Below are 22,121 nucleotides of genomic sequence, written 5' to 3' on the forward strand. Positions count from 1 at the left end.
TTATGATAATTGATGATTGCACATTGATTTAAATATAATTCTTTATTTTTCAATACGTAATGAAATTTATCAAAGTATTGGTCTTATATATTTCTACTTTGATATTCGTAAGAATTCATATCACTGTCATATTTTGTCTTATTTTCTTTTTTCAAATTCTCCTCTTTTTCTGAATGATACACATTTGCATGTTCTATTTTTTATTTCCTCATATTCCAATAATTGAAATTTCATTACATTTTTAGTCCGCTCAATATGCAAGTTTACATAAAAAAAAAGCCTAAAATGACCAGTAAAGCCAATGCGACATTTAATCCAGACTTGCCTGTGCATATGACTTTTGATGAACATGACTGGCACTTACTTGCAGAATATTGGTATCCGATTGCACTCGCTCGAGACATTACAGAACAGCCTTATGGCACCATGCTTTTAGATATGCCGCTCGTCATTTATAAAATGGGAGATGAACTGATTGTAGCTAAAGATGCGTGCCCTCACCGCGGCATGCCTCTCAGTTTAGGCAAGAATGATGGTCAAGGCGTGGTCTGCCGATATCATGGCTTACGCTTTGGTGAACATGGTCATTGTAATCGCATCCCTGCACATCCTGAGCACAAAATTTCACCTCGCTTTAACTTGCGTACTTATGCCGCTGTTGTGCGTTATGGACTGATATGGTGCTCACTTAGTGCGCCTAAAGGTACTGCACCAAATATCCCTGCCATGCCATATTGGGATGAAGCCGAGTTTCAGCAATTGGTGTGCCCAACGGTCGATTTTCAATGTTTTGCAGGCCGGCAGCTTGAAGGCTTTATTGATGTCGCGCATTTTGCTTGGGTACATCCAGAGACTTTTGGCGAACCTGAAAATGTAGAAGTACCTGACTATAAAACATTTGAGACAGAAACAGGCTTCCATGCAGACTATTGGAGTAGTGTTGGGCGCCACCCAATTGGATTAGAACAACGAGGACAAGATGGATTTCAATGGCTTCGCCATTTTGAAATTCATCTGCCTTTTACTGCAACCTTAACGATTCATTTTCCAAACGCCAGCAAGCAAGTGATTATGAATGCGGCATCCCCCATGACTGCTCGTTCTACCCGACTATTTGCGCCTATCTGCCGTAATTATGACAAAGACCTGCCTGTAGAAGATGCTTACGACTTTAACCTGAAAATATTTGAGGAAGACCGTCTCGTGTCGGAATCGCAAAAGCCTGAATATTTGCCTTTAGATTTAAGCATTGAAGCACATTTCCCAGCTGACCGTAGTTCGAGTATGTACCGCAAACTGCTGCGTAAGAAAGGTTTTAGTCCATTGTTTGCAGCATAACATCAATATCGTATTGCATTCACCTCACCCTAACCCTCTCCTACAAGGAGAGGGAAACTCCTTTACAAGCCTTATATTGGTTATAAATATTGTGGTATCTCATTCATCAAATGATAAACATCAATGACTATCGCGACTGGCGACAGGGATGTCGCTGTAAGGTAAAGGTCACATGGATGTACCTTTTGCCTGAGAAGGATTTTAGTTACTTTGATCCCTCAAAGTAACAATCTGCCTACGCAGTAAACTATCATCACTCAATGAAAAATTGCGGCCATGCAATAAATTAAGCGCCTTTTCATTTTTAAAAAAAAAGGAGCTCTTACGAGCCCCTTCTTCTACAATTACAAAATGACAATTAGTCAATTGCAGGTGTATATGTACCGTCAGCGATTGGGCCTTTGATACGGTCAGCTTCTGCAAGCACCAGAGCAAGCAAATTCTTCACGTTGTCTAAAGTCGCTACTGGGCTTAAAGTCGTCATTTTCAAAGATTGAACCTGACCTACTTTAGTAACACCAATATTCGCTTCACCACGTGCAAACAATTCGTCTGCTACGTTTTGGTTCAATGTATCTAACAATTCTGCTGGATAACCTTCAGGAATTACACGGAACAACACAGATGCAAATTGAGGATCAACCAACATTTCTAGACCATCAGTTGCATCAATATATGCTGCAACATCACGGGTTAAAGCAACACCGTGATCGATCATTGAACCATAAAGCTCTTCACCTAGTGCTTCAACCGTCATCCACAATTTCAACGCGTCAAAACGGCGAGTTGTTTGTAATGACTTAGATACTAGGTTAGGTACGCCATGCTCTTCATCATAAGCAGAGTTTAAGTACTCAGCTTCATAATGCATAAAGCGATAGTTCGCTTCATCTTTAAGCAAGAATGCGCCACATGAAATCGTTTGGAAGTAATGCTTATGGAAATCAAGCGTTACCGAGTCAGACAGTTCAATACCGTCTAACATTGAACGATAGTCATTTGAAAGAATCAGTGCACCGCCCCATGCTGCATCGATATGCATCCACGCGCCATATTTGTTGGTGATTTCACGAACTTCTTTCAATGGGTCAATTGCGCCTGCATCGGTTGTACCCGCAGTTGCAACTACACATGCCACGATTTTGCCTTCAGCTTGAAGGTGAGCAATGGTTTTCTCAAGCGCATCCATATCCATGCGTGCGTTAGCATCTACAGGAACAGTCACGACAGATTGGAAGCCCATGCCCATCATCGCCATGTTCTTTTGCACAGAGAAGTGCGCATTTTCAGAACAGATCACTTTGACGTTACGCATAGCATCAGATGGTACGCCATCACGCTGAACAGACCACGGATTGCCGTTTTCGTCTTTCCAGTTTTTCGCGATGCATGCATCACGCGCAAGCAACACGCCCATCAAGTTAGACTGTGTACCGCCAGAGGTGAATACACCTGCTTGACCTGCACCATAACCAACTTTTTGGCGAAGCCAGTCAATTAACTGAACTTCCATCAATGAACCGGCAGGGCTTTGATCCCATGAGTCCATAGATTGGTTTGTCGCGTTAATGAGCACTTCAGCGATTTGGCTTGTTACCATTGTTGGGCAATGCAAATGCGCTAAAGAATGTGGGTGATGTACTTTTAAGCTTTTGTTTAAGAACAGCTCAACCATACGGTCTAGTGATTTTTGTACACCCATACCTTCTTTAGAAGGATTGAATGCAATTGCACTACGAAGCTCTTTAATACTACCGCCGGTGTACATTTTGTCATTTTGCAACCATGCAGAAACGGCTTTTACCGCTTCGCCCATTGCTGACTGGTAGTCAGCAATGGATTGTGCATCATTGCAGAATAACGCTTTACGATGTTCTGCAAAATCAACCATTATTACGCACCTCGAGTTGCAACAAGTGCTTCAGCAAGTGCTTTCTTGAAGCGAACGATCACTTCTTCACATTCAGCTTGATTGATGATCAATGGGCAAAGTAAACGAATGACTGTACCGTTACGACCACCTTTCTCTAACAACAATTTGTTGTTGAAACATGCTGCTTGAATTGCTGCTGCCAATTGAGAATCACCTGGTAAAGAACCCATGTGATCTGCTTTTTGACGTTCATCAACAATTTCAACACCAATCATCAAACCACGGCCACGTACGTTACCGATACATGGGAATTCTACCGCTAATTTTTTAATTTCAGCTTGTAAGAAGTCGCCACGCTCTTGTGCGTTTTGAGCCAAGTTTTGTTCTTTGATGGTTTTGATAGTTGCAAGACCCGTACCCATCGCCAATTGGTTGCCACGGAATGTACCCGTGTGACCCGCTGGTTGCCATGCGTCAAACTTACGTTTAATGCCCAATACTGCAAGTGGTAAGCTACCACCTACCGCTTTAGACATTACAATGACGTCTGGCTCAATACCTGCATGTTCAAAGGCAAACATTTTACCTGAACGTGCAAAGCCCGCTTGTACTTCATCAAGAATCAACACGATGTTGTGCTTTTCAGTCACTTCGCGGATTTTCTTTAACCATTTTACAGGTGCAGTCACTACACCGCCTTCGCCTTGGATTGCTTCCAAGATTACAGCTGCAGGTTTCGTTACACCGCTTTCTACGTCTTCAATGAAGTTTTCGAAATAATACGTTAATGCGTCTACACCCGCTTCACCACCTATGCCTAATGGGCAACGGTATTCATGCGGATACGGCATAAATTGAACACCCGGCATTAAGCCGTTCACAGCATTTTTAGCAGACAAGTTACCTGTCATTGCTAAAGAACCGTGAGTCATACCATGGTAGCCACCTGAGAAGCTGATTACTGAACTACGACCAGTGTATGTTTTTGCTAACTTAATTGCTGCTTCTGTACCATCTGCACCAGACGGACCACAGAACTGTAGACAATACTCTTCTTTACCACCAGGTAATTGCTCAAGTAGTGCTTCAGTAAAAGCATCTTTTAAAGGCGTTGTTAAATCCAAAGTATGCAATGGGAGGCCACTTGCAAGTGTGTCTTGGATACTTTGAATTACCGCAGGATGATTATGGCCTAATGCCAATGTTCCTGCCCCAGCTAAACAATCGAGGTACTCTGTACCTTCAACATCAGTAACCCAACAACCTAAAGCTTTTGCTATCGCAAGTGGAAGTTTACGCGGATAGCTACGAACATTGGATTCCATCTGGCTTTGGCGAGTCAAATAGTATTCGTTAGTAGAATTAGTGGCAGGGTTTACAGAAGAAACGCTCATATCGAATTACCATCTCTGATATGGGTTGAAAGAAATAAGTCGGGTGACTTGCGGTCCTTTGACTCGGTGCTTTATGAGTTTCTAGTTAGCTTTAAAAGCTCTTTAAGTATGGGCTAACTAGGAGGCGGATGATACAGACTTTTTCAAGAAAATAAATCACTTTTATGATCAAATAAAAAGATAATTTAGAGAAAAAACAGATCTATTCCATGGATATCTTGAATTATCATCTTACAGTGTGACAAAACAAAGAAAACCTTTTTATTTTATGCTTTTTTACAACTTATGAATGATTATTGTAATCTTCAATTATTAAAACAACTAAGTACTTATTATTTAAATAAATATTCATCAAGCACTACATTTATTTTTCTTGAAAGATTTACAATCCCACCACAGATTTTCCTTTAATCCATCATAATCACCTTTTAAGATAACAGCATAAGCTAAATTAGTCATTCTGAAAGAAGAATAGGTCATAACAATGCGTAAAATTATCTTATCTACTGTTTTATTAGCATCCAGTCTAGGTTTGGCAGCAGCAACTCAAGCAGCTGACCCACTCAATTACAATATCGTGAATATTCAGGCGGATGCTACTCGCCAAGTGTCGAACGACCAAATGTATGCCGTTTTATATATTGAAAAATCAAATAAACAGCCGGCTGAACTTGCTACCCAAATCAACCAATTGATGACCCAAGCGGTGAACACAGCCCGTAAATACCCTGCGGTAAAAATCGAAACGGGATCTCAAAGCACCTACCCGATTTATGACAATGACAGTCGTAAATTGAAAGAATGGCGTGGTCGTGCCGAAGTACGTTTAGAAAGTACAGACTTTAAAGCAGCTAGCCAATTGGTGAGCGAGTTACAACAAAATTTCCAAACTCAATCCATCAGCTTTAGTGTGTCAGATGCACAGCGTAAAAAAGTTGAAAATGAACTGATGGTTGAAGCATCCAAAAACTTTCAACAACGTGCCCAAGCGCTCGCTCAGGCATGGAATAAATCAGGCTACAACTTAGTTAATATTAATTTAAATACCAGCAATTATGGTGGTCAGCCAGTTCCACGTATGGCGATGATGAAAGCTGCAAGTGCCGATGCTATTCCTGAACAAGAAATGGCAGGTGGTGAATCTAAAATCACGGTCAGTGCAAATGGCTCTATCCAGTTCAAATAATTAAATTCATTTTAAGAAACCGTGCTTTAGCGCGGTTTTTTTGACTATAAATTACACCTATTCTTTATTTAAATTAAAAAGTCTATTAGCTTAATCATATTCATAGTTTTAAATGATAATCATCCTTATTTAAATTTATCGCACGCAAGATTATGATACGCGCGCTCTCTCCATTGCTCACACTTTTATATATAGTTCAAGCAAAAAATCTCCAAAGCTTCAAAATTTCCCGTTATTACCGCTGAGTATTGCTGTAGGTATAAGCATGGTTGCCACTATGGCTTCTGCTGCTGAAAATACAGAGACCGCACAAGCAGATGTTTTACCGACCATCACCATTGAAACTCAAGGTAACTGGCTGGAAAACGCCAATGAAAAAAAGGTTCAAAAGCATGCCGGTGCACGAACCATTATTGATCGTAAACGCTTAAATGAAAGCGCAGCAACATCTCTAAAAGATGCGTTACGCCAAGTTCCCGGTGTTCAGGTTCAAGAAAATAATGGTACTGGCGGTAGCGATGTTTCATTAAATATTGGCGTTCGTGGCTTAACCTCTCGTCTTTCTCCACGTTCAACTGTGTTGATCGATGGCATACCGATGTCTTTTGCACCGTATGGTCAACCACAGCTTTCGATGGCGCCTGTCTCTTTAGGAAATATAGAATCTGTTGATGTAGTCCGTGGTGCAGGTTCTGTTCGTTTTGGGCCGCAAAATGTCGGCGGTATTATCAACTTTGCCACACGTAGCATTCCTGAAGACTTTAAAGGTACAGTGGCATTAAACTCTGAATATGCAACTGGTACAGATCAGGTAAAATTAAGTCCTAGTCTGTTTGTTGGTGGAACATTAGATAATGGTTTAGGTCTTGCCTTGCTTTATTCAGGTACTAAAGGCAACGGTTATCGCGAGGCAAACAATAAAAATGACATTGATGATGTCATGTTAAAAACCGCTTATGACATAACAGATCAGGATAAAATTGCATTAAATTTCCATCACTACGATGGTACAGGTGAAATGCCTGAAGGTTTAAGCACTGCTGAATTCGAAGTAAATCCATATCAAACGTCGCATTATCGTGACTTTTTCACTGGCCGTCGTTCAGATGTATCCTTACGTTATACACATAAAGATGACACGAATAACTTTGAACTTTTAAGTTATTACATCGATTCATTCCGTACCAGCAACCTTGAATCCACATTAACCAATGGTAATCATCGCTTAGATACCTCACCGCGTGATTATAAAGTCTTTGCCATTGAGCCACGTTATTCACGTAGCTATAGCTTAGGTAGCACGCTGAATGAAGTGACTGTAGGCTACCGTTATATGGATGAAGAAAGCACCGAGTTCGCAGGCCGTACTGAATACGCTGCAGATGCTGAACCCGGTCAGTTTATAGCACGTACCCGCAGTGCGGGTGGCACCAAAGCACACGCAGCTTATATCGATAACCGTATAGAATTGGGTAAATGGAATATTACACCCGGCGTTCGTTTTGAATCGATTGATACGCAAAACAGTTTTAGTGCCTATAAAAATGGCGTATTACAAAATACTGTTCATCCCTCGATCCAATCAGACGAATTTTTACCAAGTTTAGCTGTCCTATATAAAGCAACAGACCATTGGAATTTCTTTGCTAATGCCGGTGTATCTTTTGGTCCACAGCAATATAACCAATTAGCAACAACGCAAGGTACTACAGCAGTCACAACCCTAGATGGCTTACATCCTGAAAAGTCTAATAACTATGAAATTGGTACCAAATATTTAGGCAATGGTTTGAGTGCTGAATTGACTGCGTTTTATCTTGATTTTGACAAAGAACTGATTTTAGAACGTGATGCTGCAAACAATGGCATTTGGACTGACCTCGGTGCTACAAGTCATAAAGGGATTGAAACCGGTTTCAGTTATGACTTTGGACATTTAGCTGACACCCTCGAAGGCTTGAAAGCCTATGGTAATTACACCTATACCAAGGCGGTTGCTGAAGCAGGTAATTTCAAAGGTAAGGACTTGCCATTCTATTCACAAAATGTCGCAAACTTTGGCTTAGGCTATAAATACGATGCTTGGTCAATCAATGCCGACATGTATGCTCAATCTAAACAACGGGACCCAGGTAACCAAGATTCAGGCATCTACCAAACTGAAGAAACGGCAAATGGTAAACTGGGCGATATTCCAGGCTATTCAACTTTCGCTGTACGTACAGGCTATGACTTTGGCGGTTCGTTACAAGGAGTTAAAGTTGCCGCTGGCATCAAGAATGTATTTGATAAACAGTATTTCACCCGTTCATCAGATGCAACCGGTGGTAAATATATTGGTCAGCCACGTACCTTCTTCTTACAAACTTCATTCGACTTTTAAGCTGGTCTAAATATCAAAATCCCACCGCGTGTGGGATTTTTATTGAACAATACATATGGACATCCATATATTCATATGTAAAGATATATGTAAATCCATATATGCAGATAAACATGGAACAGACTGAATTTTTCAAATTACTTGCAGATGAGACTCGTCTGAACATCATCATGCTGTTGGCTTGTAAAGGTGAACTCTGCGTCTGCGAACTCACTGAGTCCCTTGAATTGAGCCAACCTAAAATTTCGCGTCATTTGGCATTACTGCGTTCATCAGGTGTGCTGAGTGATCAACGTAAAGGTCAATGGGTCTATTACTCCATTCACCCTGCACTGCCTACCTGGTGTACACAAATACTCGATGTCATGCGTCACCAAGAACGATTTAAAGACCTCGATTTAAACTCCCCGAAAGGCACTACCACATTGTGTGAAACGCTATGAATTTTTTATTTCTATGTACTGGCAATAGCTGCCGCAGCATTTTATCCGAAGTACTTTTTAACCAGCGTGCCCCTGAAGGTTTCCGTGCTTATAGCGCAGGCAGTAAACCTTCAGGACAAGTCCACCCATTTACCTTAAAAACCCTACATAACCTCAATCTACCGACTGAGGGCTTGTCGAGTAAAACCATCACAGCATGTGAACAATACCAACCCGATGTGGTAATTACTGTCTGTGGTTCTGCAGCTCAAGAGGCTTGCCCAATTTACTTAGGCTCTGCCATCCAAGCACACTGGGGTTTAGAAGACCCTTCCCATTTAGAGCTTGCAGATGACGTAAAACTTGCAGCTTTTCTTGATACCGTGGCGCATATTAACCGCCGTTTAGATGCTTTATTTGCGCTCGATTTTACGCAATTAAGTCGCGAAGAACTCAACCAAGAAATCCAAAATATTTCAGAGATCCAATAATGGCTGCTGCAAAACTGTCATTTCTAGACCGCAATTTAACGCTATGGATTTTTATCGCAATGGGGCTAGGCATTGCGATTGGCGTGTATGTTCCAAGTACTTCAAGAGCTTTAAATCAACTCAATATCGGTGATGTCAATATTGCGATTGCCATTGGTTTAATCCTCATGATGTATCCGCCTTTGGCTAAAGTGGATTACAAAGCGCTGCCTGAAGTGTTTAAAGATAAACGTACCTTATACCTATCACTGGTTCAAAATTGGTTAATTGCGCCTTGCCTGATGTTTATTTTGGCTATCGTGTTTTTACAACACTACCCTGAATACATGACCGGTTTGATTCTGATTGGTTTAGCACGTTGTATTGCAATGGTTCTGGTTTGGAATGATCTCGCTTGTGGGGACAACCAATACGTTACGGCTTTAGTGGCATTTAACAGTATTTTCCAAATTGCATTTTTTAGTACCTACGCATGGTTCTTTTTGAGTTTTTTACCGCCATATTTTGGTATCGAAGCACAAGTGATCCAAGTCAGCTTTTGGACCATCACACATGCAGTATTGGTGTATCTAGGTATTCCCTTCCTGCTCGGTTTCCTGACGCGTGCCATATTGGTAAAACAAAAAGGTCTGGATTGGTATAAAAATCAATTTATACCCAAAATCAGCCCCATCAGTTTAATCGCATTACTCTTTACCATTGTGGTGATGTTTAGCCTCAAAGGTGCAGATGTCGTGAGCCTTCCGATGGATGTACTGCGTATTGCCATTCCCCTCACAATCTACTTTGTGGTGATGTTTTTCATTAGCTTTTTGATGAGCAAATGGATGGGCAATAACTACGCCAAAACCACTGCGATATCCTTTACCGCAGCAGGTAATAATTTTGAACTTGCCCTCGCTGTTGCCATCGCCACCTTTGGCATTGCATCTCCGATTGCATTTACCACGATTATTGGCCCATTGGTTGAAGTCCCTGTGCTGATTGCATTAGTGAGTGTATCGCTATGGTTAAAACGCAAATGGTATAAAGAGAACTAAAATGAAGCTCCCCAATATTCAACTAGATTTACTTGAAACACCGAGTTTTGAACATGTTCAAGCAAAAGCACTTGAACATCCGACACGCATTCTGCTGCTATATGGCTCTAACCGTGAACGCTCATTTAGCCGTTTAACGGTATTGGAGGCGGGTCGAGTCCTTGAACATTTTGGTGCAGAAGTCAAAATCTTTCATCCTAAAGGTCTTCCTCTGCCTGAAGATGCTGAAACATCCCATCCTAAAGTTCAGGAATTACATGAATTACTTGCATGGTCTGAAGGCATGGTTTGGTGTTCGCCAGAACGACATGGTGCGATGAGCTCTATATTGAAAGCACAAATTGATTGGATTCCTTTAGCTGCAGGTGCCATTCGTGCTACTCAAGGTAAAACGCTGGCGTTAATGCAAGTCAGTGGTGGTTCGCAATCTTTTAATGCTGTTAACCAAATGCGCATCCTTGGGCGTTGGATGCGGATGATCACGATTCCAAATCAATCTTCCGTTGCAAAAGCATTTTTAGAGTTTGATGAAAATGATCGCATGAAACCTTCCTCCTATTACACTCGCATTGTCGATGTGATGGAGGAATTATATAAATTTACCCTACTCACACGTGGTCAATCTGCCTACCTCACAGATCGCTATTCTGAACGAGTTGAAAGTGCGGAAGAACTCTCTAAACGAGTTAATCAAAAGAACCTTTAATGAAAAACTCCTGCATCTGTGCAGGAGTTTTGGTCTAAAATATCCATCCGTTTCAACTTAAACTAATAATTTATAAAATAATGTCGTTGAATCTATTGTACCTGTATGGCTCAATGCAAATTGCGGAATGATCCCAGCTTTTATAAAGTTAAATTTTTCATACAGCTTTTCAGAGACATCGCCTGTACGCGTATCAAATACAATTAATTTCAAGTTCAAGTGTTTTGCTTTATTTTCTGCTAGTGTTAATAGTTGACGAGCAATGCCTTGCTGACGTGCCTTTGGATGCACCATAAGTTTTTCAATCTCAGTACGATGCAGCGCATTGGCTTTGGTGGCACGAACCAATTGTACTGTGCCCACAATTTCAACGCTTTGCAGCGCCACCTACAAAAAGGTTTTATGCTTTTGAATATCCTTTGCCACAGCAGACCAATATTCATCATAGGGCAACTTAGATTTTTCAGCAAAAAAACTCAGTGATGCTTTATCTTGCACACATTGTGCCAATAATTCACACAGTTGAGCCTGCTCATCTTTTAGATCTTGAATGTTTAAATATTGAATTTCGCTCATCTTCTTTTCCTCTTATTTCTATTTTTATCGTTATATTCAAATGGCATGCCATAAAAAATCCCGCTCGGAAGCAGGATTTTGATTTTCAATTTAGTAAATCGACATATGATTGCGATGGATCATTTCAAGTGATCGGGCTTCCCCTAAAACTTGATGAACTTTATCTGAGGCCAAACCTTTGACGATTTCTGCCGAGCGTGAACTGAAGTTTACACGACCTACGGCAACACGATGACCTTGTGTATCGACACATTCCACCACATCACCACGTTCAAAATGCCCTTCAACTGCTTTCACGCCTACAGGTAATAAACTGCGGTGATTATCACGTATTGCCTTTACAGCACCATCATCAATCACCAAACGTCCAGCTGTTTGTAAATGTGCAGCTAACCATTGTTGATGGGCTGTCACACGATCATTGTCCGTAATGAATAAGGTACCGAGTAATTCACCTGCCATCACACGTGAAAGCACATTATCGCTATCACCGCTCGCAATGACTGTTGGACAACCAGACTTGGCTGCCAAACGTGCCGCACGAACTTTGGTCAACATACCGCCACGACCGAATTTACCGCCGCCACCAGCCATATCGAATAATGATTCATCCATTGCACGTACTGTATGAAACAGTTTTGCGTCTGGATTGGAACGAGGGTCAGAGTCGAACATACCTTCTTGGTCAGTTAGAATCACCAAGAGGTCTGCATGTACCTGTCCAGCCACCATCGCAGCTAAAGTATCGTTATCACCAAAGCGAATTTCATCTGTCGAAACAGTGTCATTCTCATTGATGACTGGAATGACACGCCAGTCGATCAAGTGTTGCAAGGCATCACATGAGTTTAAATAGCGACGACGGTCTGCCAAGTCATCATGCGTTAACAACACTTGCGCTGTGCGTATCGAACGTTGTTCTAATACGCTAGACCAAGTATGAATTAAGCCCATCTGACCAATGGCAGCACAAGCCTGTAGACTGGGTAGATCTGTGGGTCGGTTGTCCAAATTCATACGAACCATCCCTTCAGCCACAGCACCGGAAGACACAAGAATGATCTCGTGTCCTGCATTGTGTAGTTCTGCAATTTGTCCCGCCCAATGCGAGATTGCATCCAGATCTAACCCTTTTCCGTTTGCTGTGAGTAGTGATGATCCGATTTTAACAACGATACGTTTACAACCCTTGAGCTGACGTTGCCCATCTACCACTTCTATCATCTTGTCCTCAGACTTGTTTGCTTTGACACTTATTCAGCAATTAACGTACGTAGTACGATTCTGCCTCATCATCACCGTCTTCAAATTCATCATCAAAGTCTTCACCTTGACCTGCCAGACGTTGTTGACGACGCATTTCACGATATGCTTCTTTCGCAGCAAGCGTTTGCTCACGTGTTTCAGCTTCAAGCTGATCACGGAACGCTTTAACTTCTGCAGCATATTCAGGATCTTCAGTTTCGCGTTCGCGTTGTTCTTCAATTTGATCCATCAGGTAGTACACAACGTCTTTAGTACCTTCAAACGTTAAACCTGAAGTTTTGAATACAGGGCCTTTCCACTGCAACTCTTCGAGAATGTGATCACACCATTCATCACGCGTTTCAGCCGCCAATTGGTCTACTTTATTGAGTACCAATACAACAGGTAATTTTGAAAGTGTTGGGGAGAATTTTTTCAACTCTTCCAAAATTGCTTTTGCATTGTACGCAGGGTCAGAACCATCAATTGGTTGAACATCTACGATGTGCAATAAAATACGTGTACGCGCCAAGTGTTTCAGGAATCGAATACCTAGACCTGCACCTTCTGCAGCCCCTTCGATTAGACCCGGAATATCCGCCATTACAAATGAACGGTGACTATCGGCATCAACCACACCTAGGTTTGGCACCATTGTGGTAAATGGATAATCTGCAACTTTTGGTTTTGCTGCTGAAACTGCACGGATAAAGGTTGATTTACCCGCATTTGGCATACCCAACAAACCAACGTCTGCGAGTACTTTTAATTCAAGACGAATTTCACGATATTCGCCTTTTGAGCCGTGTGTACATTTACGTGGAGAACGGTTGGTTGAAGATTTGAAGTGAGTATTACCCAAACCACCTTCACCACCTGCTGCCACTAACACACGCTGACCGTCAGCCACTAAGTCGCCGATGATATCGCCAGATTCTGTATCTACAATTGTTGTGCCCACTGGAACGAGCAATACGGTATCTTCACCGCCACGGCCTGAGCAGTTCGCTCCACGACCATTTTTAGCACGTTCTGCACGGAATTTACGTGTATAACGATAATCTACTAGGGTACTTGTGTCGTTGTCGGCTTGAACGTATACGTTACCGCCACGACCACCATCACCACCATCTGGACCACCAAATGGTACGAATTTTTCACGGCGAAAACTGGCTACGCCATTGCCACCGTCGCCAGCCTCTACGGTAATGACTGCTTCATCAACAAAGCGCATGTTTGCCAATCCTCTAAAAACTTTAAAACCGCTTATTCTGCCATATTTTAAAGAATTTCTCGAACAATATTATTCAGCAATACTATAAATTTCATTTATCTTGGTACTGATGCAAATTTTTAGGAAAATCCGCACCTCACTCGAAAATCTTTAGCTCATCATCAAAATACCTTTGATAACTGGCAAACGAATTTCACTCCCCATTTCCGAAAGCTATTTACGTGCATTTTCCTTAGCTTCAATAATTTCAGGCAAGGTTCGTTCAACCCAACCAATCAGATGCATTAACTTTTCTGCAGCCTGTGAGCCCATTAAAGTCAGTTGATATTCAACTTTGGGTGGCACGACTGGATAGACTGTCCGTAAGATAAAACCATCTTGCTCGAGCATTTTCAGCGTTTGAGCCAGCATCTTTTCGCTCACCCCTTCGATCCGCTGCTTAAGTTCACTAAAACGGTGTACCCCTTCAGTCAAACAACGCAAAACTAATACTGACCATTTATTGGTGAGATGTTCCAATATTTCTCGAGAAGGACAGTCCGTGGATAAAACTTGACCTAATAACTTACTTGTAGCGTATGTGTTCATTAAATCTTTCCTCAAAGTCACTAACTTACTTTTTGGTACGTACTTACATTTAGTAAGTTAACAGATTAAGATTCAACTATCAAGATCATTTATTCAACAATCAGAGGGTTTAAATATGAAAATCGCAATTACAGGTGCAACAGGTCAACTAGGCCAATTGGTCCTCCAATTCTTATTGAAAGAAACCGCGGCCGAAAACATCATCGCTTTAGTTCGCTCACCAGAAAAAGCAACGTCCCTACAAGCTCAAGGCATCGAGCTTCGTCATTTTGACTATGATCAACCAGACACACTGGTTCCTGCACTACAAGGTGTCGATAAATTATTACTTATTTCTGCCAATGAAATTGGTCGTCGTACTCCACAACACAAAGCCGTAATTGATGCTGCAGTAGAAGCGAAAGTTCCATATCTTGCTTATACCAGCCTGTTACGTGCAGATACGTCACCATTGGGTTTATCTCAAGAACATCGTGAAACAGAAAGTTTGATTCAAGCTAGTGGTTTAACCTATACCTTCTTACGAAATAACTGGTATGTCGAGAACTATCTTGCTGCTGCAGGGCATGTGGTTGAAACAGGTACCTTATTTGGTGCAGCAAAGGATGGGAAAATTAATGCAGCGACCCGTGCTGACTATGCTGAAGCAGCTGCAAAAGTACTTACAAGCTCTGGTCATGAGAATAAAACCTATGAACTTGCAAGCTCAGACAGTTTCACCTTGGCACAGCTTGCTGAAACCCTACAGCAAGTTTCAGGTCAAAATGTTCACTATCAAAATTTAACTGCAGAAGACTACACACAAGGCCTATTACAAGCTGGCTTACCTGCTGGTCTTGTAGATGTGATCGTCGATGCTGATATCAACAGCATTGACGGTGCAATGCAAAGTGATCGTAAGGACTTGGAACAGTTACTCGGTCACCCAACCACTACTCTACGCAGTGCTGTTGAAGCTGCTTTAAAATAAGATCAAACCAACAAAAAAGCCCGAATTGATTCGGGCTTTTTTTTGAGTTAAATCTAACTTATGGATGTACATTTTTTATCGGCAAATCCATATTCATATCTAAATTTGCCTTGGTATTACGCTCTGCGTTGTACATCGTGGCATTAAAGGTTGCGATTTTTCGCATGGTCATCGGGTCATTGAGTTTTAGCTGTGGTGCAAACTGATGTACCACATGCAAATCGACTTTTTCATTAAACTCAAAATACACAGGACCATTAAAATTAATTCGAATAGGAATGTTATAGGTTCTTTTCAAATGAAAAGGCACATCTAACTTGACAGGAATGTCCATTTTTAAGGGAAATTTCGGCACGAGTTTATTTTTAATCACCAAATCTGTGGTCGCCTCAAGCGGCATCGTCTGGTTAATTTGAATATTGGTGGAATAATCAATATCCACTGAGATCGGAACCTCTACACTAAACTGCAAATCTGCCAGATATTTTCCCTTTAAGGGTAGTTGCAGCTTCCGATCTAAAGCAATCTGCGTATCCAGAGTCCCAATAGACTGCGTTTGCAAATAATTACCAACGGAAATTTTGGTGGGTAGTGAATGCGACAATTGAATATCAGCATTTTTTGCACGTACTTGCATCGACGCATAAATATTTAAATACAACCAAAATAGTACCGCAACCAATAACGCAACTGCGATAAAACTCAAAATGATGCGCTTCGCCGATTGAAATATCCACATGGCTTACTCCTGAGCTTTCGCTTCAGTTTTGGCATGCTCTCTGTTGAGTCGCATTGTTTTTAATGGAATTACCAATTCACCCTTTTTAATTTGAACCAGCAACGTATTTTGCACATCCACTGTCGCTTTTAATGCTGTTTTAATTGGAACATTTAAATTACCTTCAATAGGAATATTGGTTTTTAAATTTGCATTCAGTGGAATATGTAGGTTTTCTTTCAGCACGGTTTTGACTGGCGCATCAAATTTTAAATGTACTTTTTGCTCCAAAGGCACATTCATATTTACTGGAATATCCAATTGTATCGGGATATCACCTTTGAGTGGCAAAGTCACATCCTGCCCCATGACTTTAACTTTCACTTTGGTATTCACAGGAAGGTTTTGATTCACTTTCAAAATTTCACGCACTGGAATCGTGGTCTTAATCGGGACTTGATTATCAAAATACACCCGTGGCGTCAGCGTTTGAGTTAAGGGAATATTTAAATTTTCATGTATCGGAATTTCAGCATTCACCCTCCCTGTCACGTCCACATCCAAGGCATCATGAATTTTGACTTCGGCTTGTAACGGCTCTTGCAGGTCAATATTGACGTTCTGATTTTCTAGCGGGATATAAATATTAAAGTGCTTAAACACCCAAATGGCGATAAGTACACCACAGAGCGCAGCAAACACAATAAATGCCAATCCACTGAGCATGTGCTTTGCTTGCAAACTAAATTCCTTTTGCTTTTTATTTTTTACAGTCTCATTTTGAACACATTATACAAACCAGTTTGCAATTTTTTGTATTTAATTCTTTAATAATTTCATTAACTTAAAACTTGAATATTTTAGTCAGCTTTTCATTATAAATGACTCACACTCATCTAACAGTGGCAGAAAAAACAAGAACTTTTGATGCTTTTGATCAATCCATTCGTCATCTATGCCTTAAGTTTTTAACCCATACTCTTTAGATAAAAAAAGAGCCTCAAATGAGGCCCTTTTTTTACAGCATGAACTAATTAAGCATTAGTTTCAGCAGGAACTTTTGGATAGCTTACGCCGCCCATTTGCTCAGCAATACGCAATACTTGGCAGCTATAACCCACTTCGTTATCGTACCAAACATAAGCAGTTAAACGGTTACCAGAAGCGATTGTCGCTTGAGCGTCAAACACACCAGCAGTACGTGAACCGATAAAGTCAGACGATACAACTTCAGTTGAGTTTGTATAACCGATTTGACCTTGAAGGTTAGAGTTGATTGAAATTTGGCGAATGTATTCATTCACTTCTTCACGGTCAACATCTTGACCCAAAGTAAGGTTCAAAATTGCAAGAGATACGTTTGGAGTAGGTACACGTACTGAGTTACCAGTCAATTTACCTTGAAGAGCAGGAAGTGCTTTAGCAACAGCTTTAGCAGCACCTGTTTCAGTAATAACCATGTTCAATGTTGCAGCACGGCCACGACGGTCAGCTTTATGGTAGTTGTCGATTAAGTTCTGGTCATTCGTGAACGAGTGAACTGTTTCAACGTGACCATTGATCACTGTGTACTTGTCATTTAACACTTTAAGTGTTGGTGTGATCGCGTTTGTTGTACAGCTTGCAGCAGAGATGATTGTATCTTCATCAAGGATGTCAGCTTGGTTCACACCGTATACAACGTTCTTCATGTCACCTTTACCAGGTGCAGTTAGAATGACACGTGCAGCGCCAGCGCATTTAAGGTGCTGTGCAAGACCTTCAGAATCACGCCATTTACCTGTGTTATCGATTACAAGTGCATTGTTAATACCGTAAGCAGTGTAATCAACTTCAGATGGGTTAGACGCATAGATCACTTTGATGAAGTTACCGTTAGCAATGATTGCTTCGTTTTCTTCATCAACAGAAATCGTACCTGCGAATGGACCATGAATAGAGTCACGACGTAACAAAGACGCACGTTTTTCTAAGTCACCGTCAGATGATTTACGAACAACGATTGCTTTAAGGTTAAGGCCACGACCTAGACCAGATTGGCTGATCATCAAACGTGCAAGGATACGACCAATACGACCGAAACCGTAAAGTACAACATCACGGTTTTCAACGTTAGTTGCATTGCCTTCGAGTGATTTCACAGCGTTAGCAACGAATGCGTCAACATCACCGCCTTTTTCTTTGAACTCAACAGCAAGTTTGCCAAGATCAATTTCAGCAGTACCGATGTTTTCGATTTTCGCTAAAGCTTCAAGAATTGGGAAAGTGTTCACAACTGAAAGTTCAACGTCAAGTACGCGAGTACGACGATGCGCTTTAAGAATTTGGATAACCGAACGGTTAATTAAAGAACGACCGTATACTGTAGCTACGATGTTTTTTTCACGATATAACTGACCCACTAGGGCAATCATACGTTCCGCGATTTCTTCACGGTTTTTCCAGCGACCTTGGTGCTCTGCATGTAGGGCAACGATAGTGTCTTTGCTCACAGATACGTCCTCTAATTAATTGTAAATCTAAGCATAAATTTCAAAACCCCACAATTGTAATGGAAAACTGAAAATTAATGAATCTAAAAGCAGATTTCGACAAGGTTATTTTGTTATATATTCACTATAAGTTTTCAAAATAATCATGATTAGTATTATGATTTTATAGCCGAAAGTTGAAAAACAGGCTTTTTCGCAGATTTTTGTCACAAAATTTCAAATGTAGTTTTATCAACCAGATTTCAGCACATTTAGCTCGAAGATGCACGAATATTTATATTTTTCAAATTGCGGTGTTTTTTATTTTGGTCAATTTATTGTATTTTTACTGATGTTAAGCTCGTAATAATAATTTCACATTTTTAAATGATTTTTAAGAATATTCGACGGAGTCTTACATTTGAGGTTTGAATAAAGGGTTTAGCCTTCAGCTGGAGGTACTCTTACGAAACGTTGTTTCTCATTTGGCAAAATGAGAAGCGTGCTTCATAAGAAAACCATCTTGCGGAGCAATGCTCCTCACCGCAAAACTCGTTCACTACCGTCAATTTATTCAAAGTATCGCAAAAACATTTTTTATTAGAAGTAACCTTGTCTTAACCCGAATCCCGCTTAAGCCAATGATTCCATAATTTGAATTGTTGGTTTATTTTGATGATTAAGTTGATATGCACATAACGATGCGTAAATCCCACTCAGAAATCCATGAATACTACGAGCTTTACTCGTCACTAAATTGTATTGTCCTTTCAATAAGCTGAATAACGTTTCTATCTTATTTCGTTGTCTTAAGTGATATTCATCTGATGCAGATAGTTGGATGGATTGCATGTTTTTTCGATGGTAAGTAATCAAATCAATACCTTGATCTTTTAACCTGCTTTTTAGTTCCTGGCTGATATAACCACGATCTCCATATAGCTTTGCTTCTAAGCCGTCAGCCAATTGCTCAACCATTTTTATGTCAGCTATATGCCCATTTGATAAAGCAGAACAAGCGATTTCACCAAATGGGTTCATCGCAATATGTAGCTTACAGCCATAAAACCAGCCCATCGAGCTTTTACCACGAGATGCTATTTGAGCTAATGATTTATGGCGTTGAATACGTTGATTTTTACAGACTGGCAAAGTCGTTGAATCAATCCACAAATATTGGGTATTTTGACCTTTCATCAGAGCCACATGTAAAGCATGTATTGCTAATTGGTGCATATTGATCAGATGAATCATCCGTTGGTAACATGGTAAGCTTTTAAACAAATGTCTTTTATCTTCTTTTAACCATGTGAAAAAGGCTTTGAAATTGCTGAAATAAGAACATTTATACCAAATGGCAATAAAGCAGATTTCTGAGATCGTCAGATGAGCACGTCTGATTCTTAAAGAATGGCTATTTTGTTTGAGAAAGTTCCAATAAGTTGCTTCAAATTTAAGAAAGAAATCATCAATTACGCAGAATAATTCGGTACTATTGAACATTAGGACTAGAGTTGTGAGTTTTGTGTGGTAACTCAACTGATGGCTCTAGTCTTCTTATTTTCAAGTTTATTTCTTATCCGCGATTCGGGTTGTCTTAGACAATTGCGGATAACATTACCGCGTATCGTTCTTTTATTTGGATCAAATTACGCCTCTAATGCTACTGCCTAACATTAGTTTTAAAGTCAGATCAATATTTAAAATTCTGTTAATTTTTCAGATTCTCAGCAAACTTTTCCAAATTAAAATCAAAGAAATTTACACTCAGCTCTAATATTTTCGGAAGTGCATTTAAACCATTCTCTCCAGCACTAATCGCAAAATATCTCCGATCACTAAAAGACTGCACCTTTAAGGCATTTTCACATGGCTCAAAATCAAGATTGACGAGCTGTGACGCATGTTCCTTTAGCAACATTAAAACCTGCATATAAGTTTGGCGCTTTTTTTGCTGCAGCGCTTTTAAAGCATCAGCTTCAAAGCTTTCATAATCCCCTGTTTTCGTCATGCGTTTGGAAAATCCAATATGTGAACCATTGGTACCCGTATTTTCTACAATCGCTGCTGTAGCAAAGACCTTCTGTTGATCATCAATCGGCTGCAGGAGCGCCTTCAGCGCCATATAAATTTGCTGTGACTGCTGATGATGAAACTCCCACTCATCTTCGTTTTGAATATAAAAAATGTGCGTCCGCCGTTTCAACAAAAGCACCTGCCAAGCCTGTAGTTGAAGTCGCAGTCGTTTCAACTCCAAATTTGCCTCAAACTCCGGGCAACTACTCAAGACTTTTAGACTCGTGATGAGCTTCTGAGATATTTGCATGCTATGGAAAAAGACAAAATCATAATGTATCTGCTCACTCAGTTGATATTGAACAGTCTGATGTAAGGGCTTCAAGATCAATGTATTGAACTGCTGCTCAAAAGCAGGTAAAACCGTCGCTAATTGAGTAGCATCCTCTACATGCAGCATTAAAAGTAGATGCTTATCTACCCGTGTATGTAGTTGCTGCATTAAATTTTGTAGATCTAAATGTATAAAACCTGCAATGGATGCCAACTTTGAGACTTGAATTTTTAATTGTTCGATCTGCTGATTTTCTAAAGCAGTAGTTAAATCTATGGCCACCCCATCAAAAACGTCGTCTGCTAAGGCCTCATTATGCTTTGTCGATAAAAACCGAGTTGCTGAATACTGCGTCGTCCAATCTAAATCAGGCGACAAAATATAAATAAACTCAGATGTTTGTACAATTTGTAAATATCGCGTTTTTTGTTCACGCTTTAAATAATATTTAAAAATCGGATGTTGCCAAACCTCAGATGATTTCGGGATAGTGGCATCAAAAACTTGCCCTAACATATGTGACTTTAAGAAAATTTCGATCAAGAAAATTTTAACTTGCAGAGCAGTGAGTTGACGTGCATCACTCGGCGCAATCAAATCCATTTCACGAATGATTTGTGCGGCATTTAAAATGAAATGCTGATGTAATACATTTTTTTCATACTGTAATTCAAAATCTTCTTCTGCATCTATTTTATTGATATAGAGTAGGTTTTCTTCTAATTTTCGCGCAATTTGAATACTCTGGGTCAATATCCTAAGTTCTTCGAGCTGTGTTGCCAAATACTGTGCATGCTCACGCATGACATCATATTTTAGTACTTTCATCAGCATGCCCAAATTCATCGGTACATTTCTTTGATACGACTGTGATGAAGACTCCCAACGAATACCTTTTTGCGATAACACCTGCTGTATCTGTGCTAAATTGGATTGATCAAGATCAGTGCATACTTCAGATACAATACTCCGCCAATGCTGATCCAACACAGGCTCTAGCTGTAAAAGTTTTGCGCTTAGATGAAATGGGACAACCACTGACTGCTTCCTGTATCTTGGTTCTTTAATCAATCTTTTATCGATTTCAGTTTATTTTTATCTAAAATAAATATTTTTGTACACCATCATTCAATGCT

At 40.4% G+C, this 22,121-nt stretch carries 20 protein-coding genes; 8 read left to right on the plus strand and 12 right to left on the minus strand.

Going from position 1 to position 22,121, the window contains the following annotated elements; all coding sequences use genetic code 11:
- Nucleotides 1–285 precede the first annotated feature (285 nt).
- The gene (locus tag FTU62_RS03965) at nucleotides 286–1,338 is read left to right on the plus strand and encodes a Rieske 2Fe-2S domain-containing protein (protein ID WP_180101894.1); all 1,053 of its coding nucleotides are present in this window, start codon (nucleotides 286–288) and stop codon (nucleotides 1,336–1,338) included.
- 358 nt (nucleotides 1,339–1,696) lie between these two features.
- Here the strand turns inward: FTU62_RS03965 and FTU62_RS03970 are convergent, their stop codons facing one another.
- Entirely contained in the window at nucleotides 1,697–3,229 is a 1,533-nt protein-coding gene (locus FTU62_RS03970; protein WP_180101895.1) for an aspartate aminotransferase family protein, read from the minus strand.
- Between the two features lie 2 nt (nucleotides 3,230–3,231).
- Nucleotides 3,232–4,605 carry a diaminobutyrate--2-oxoglutarate transaminase gene (locus tag FTU62_RS03975; protein WP_180035339.1) on the minus strand — a complete coding sequence of 458 codons (1,374 nt, stop codon included), beginning with the start codon at nucleotides 4,603–4,605 and terminating at the stop codon, nucleotides 3,232–3,234.
- 484 nt (nucleotides 4,606–5,089) lie between these two features.
- On the opposite strand from FTU62_RS03975, the gene FTU62_RS03980 reads away from it, so the two are divergent.
- The 6 genes from FTU62_RS03980 (at nucleotide 5,090) to arsH (ending at nucleotide 10,833) form a co-directional block, all read left to right on the plus strand.
- A complete protein-coding gene (locus FTU62_RS03980; protein WP_180101896.1) occupies nucleotides 5,090–5,791 on the plus strand; it encodes an SIMPL domain-containing protein in 702 nt (233 codons plus the stop codon).
- A 187-nt stretch (nucleotides 5,792–5,978) separates the two neighbouring features.
- Nucleotides 5,979–8,174 (plus strand): TonB-dependent receptor family protein, encoded by a 2,196-nt coding sequence (locus tag FTU62_RS03985; RefSeq protein ID WP_373886322.1) that lies wholly within the window; start codon nucleotides 5,979–5,981, stop codon nucleotides 8,172–8,174.
- A gap of 113 nt (nucleotides 8,175–8,287) precedes the next feature.
- Nucleotides 8,288–8,617 carry a metalloregulator ArsR/SmtB family transcription factor gene (locus tag FTU62_RS03990; RefSeq protein ID WP_078191857.1) on the plus strand — a complete coding sequence of 110 codons (330 nt, stop codon included), beginning with the start codon at nucleotides 8,288–8,290 and terminating at the stop codon, nucleotides 8,615–8,617.
- Nucleotides 8,614–9,087 carry an arsenate reductase ArsC gene (locus FTU62_RS03995; protein WP_180101898.1) on the plus strand — a complete coding sequence of 158 codons (474 nt, stop codon included), beginning with the start codon at nucleotides 8,614–8,616 and terminating at the stop codon, nucleotides 9,085–9,087. The genes FTU62_RS03990 and FTU62_RS03995 overlap by 4 nt, the downstream gene beginning before the upstream one ends.
- Entirely contained in the window at nucleotides 9,087–10,127 is a 1,041-nt protein-coding gene (gene arsB, locus FTU62_RS04000; RefSeq protein ID WP_180023443.1) for an ACR3 family arsenite efflux transporter, read from the plus strand. Before FTU62_RS03995 ends, arsB begins: the two co-directional genes overlap by 1 nt.
- Before the next feature lies 1 nt (nucleotide 10,128).
- Entirely contained in the window at nucleotides 10,129–10,833 is a 705-nt protein-coding gene (gene arsH, locus FTU62_RS04005; protein WP_180101899.1) for an arsenical resistance protein ArsH, read from the plus strand.
- A gap of 57 nt (nucleotides 10,834–10,890) precedes the next feature.
- On the opposite strand, the gene FTU62_RS04010 is transcribed toward arsH, so the two are convergent.
- The 5 genes from FTU62_RS04010 to FTU62_RS04030 all read right to left on the minus strand — a co-directional run bounded on the left by FTU62_RS04010 (nucleotide 10,891) and on the right by FTU62_RS04030 (nucleotide 14,476).
- Nucleotides 10,891–11,220, minus strand: coding sequence for a GNAT family N-acetyltransferase (locus tag FTU62_RS04010; RefSeq protein ID WP_180101900.1), 330 nt, complete (start codon nucleotides 11,218–11,220; stop codon nucleotides 10,891–10,893).
- Nucleotides 11,221–11,409 (minus strand): hypothetical protein, encoded by a 189-nt coding sequence (locus FTU62_RS04015; protein ID WP_180101901.1) that lies wholly within the window; start codon nucleotides 11,407–11,409, stop codon nucleotides 11,221–11,223.
- A 90-nt stretch (nucleotides 11,410–11,499) separates the two neighbouring features.
- Nucleotides 11,500–12,633, minus strand: coding sequence for a glutamate 5-kinase (proB, locus tag FTU62_RS04020; protein WP_078190202.1), 1,134 nt, complete (start codon nucleotides 12,631–12,633; stop codon nucleotides 11,500–11,502).
- A gap of 40 nt (nucleotides 12,634–12,673) precedes the next feature.
- Nucleotides 12,674–13,888: an Obg family GTPase CgtA gene (gene cgtA / locus FTU62_RS04025; protein ID WP_078190204.1), complete on the minus strand. Its 1,215-nt coding sequence runs from the start codon at nucleotides 13,886–13,888 to the stop codon at nucleotides 12,674–12,676.
- Between the two features lie 213 nt (nucleotides 13,889–14,101).
- A complete protein-coding gene (locus tag FTU62_RS04030; RefSeq protein ID WP_078191873.1) occupies nucleotides 14,102–14,476 on the minus strand; it encodes a helix-turn-helix domain-containing protein in 375 nt (124 codons plus the stop codon).
- 115 nt (nucleotides 14,477–14,591) lie between these two features.
- Here FTU62_RS04030 and FTU62_RS04035 point away from each other — a divergent pair, with 115 nt between their 5' ends.
- Complete coding sequence (locus FTU62_RS04035) at nucleotides 14,592–15,446, plus strand: SDR family oxidoreductase (protein ID WP_180101902.1); 855 nt, start codon at nucleotides 14,592–14,594, stop codon at nucleotides 15,444–15,446.
- Between the two features lie 58 nt (nucleotides 15,447–15,504).
- Here FTU62_RS04035 and FTU62_RS04040 read toward each other — a convergent pair whose 3' ends face one another.
- The 5 genes from FTU62_RS04040 to FTU62_RS04060 form a co-directional block, all read right to left on the minus strand.
- Nucleotides 15,505–16,185, minus strand: coding sequence for a hypothetical protein (locus FTU62_RS04040; protein WP_078190209.1), 681 nt, complete (start codon nucleotides 16,183–16,185; stop codon nucleotides 15,505–15,507).
- Between the two features lie 3 nt (nucleotides 16,186–16,188).
- The gene (locus FTU62_RS04045; protein WP_180101979.1) at nucleotides 16,189–16,890 is read right to left on the minus strand and encodes an MFS transporter; all 702 of its coding nucleotides are present in this window, start codon (nucleotides 16,888–16,890) and stop codon (nucleotides 16,189–16,191) included.
- 308 nt (nucleotides 16,891–17,198) lie between these two features.
- Complete coding sequence (locus FTU62_RS04050) at nucleotides 17,199–18,656, minus strand: glyceraldehyde-3-phosphate dehydrogenase (protein ID WP_180101903.1); 1,458 nt, start codon at nucleotides 18,654–18,656, stop codon at nucleotides 17,199–17,201.
- 612 nt (nucleotides 18,657–19,268) lie between these two features.
- Nucleotides 19,269–20,138, minus strand: a complete 870-nt coding sequence (locus tag FTU62_RS04055) for an IS982 family transposase (protein WP_180011947.1) — start codon at nucleotides 20,136–20,138, stop codon at nucleotides 19,269–19,271.
- Between the two features lie 208 nt (nucleotides 20,139–20,346).
- Entirely contained in the window at nucleotides 20,347–22,023 is a 1,677-nt protein-coding gene (locus FTU62_RS04060; RefSeq protein WP_180101904.1) for a hypothetical protein, read from the minus strand.
- Nucleotides 22,024–22,121: the final 98 nt, after the last annotated feature.

The organism is Acinetobacter sp. YH12126, from assembly GCF_013418745.1.
In the GTDB taxonomy this organism is placed as follows: Bacteria; Pseudomonadota; Gammaproteobacteria; order Pseudomonadales; family Moraxellaceae; genus Acinetobacter; species Acinetobacter amyesii.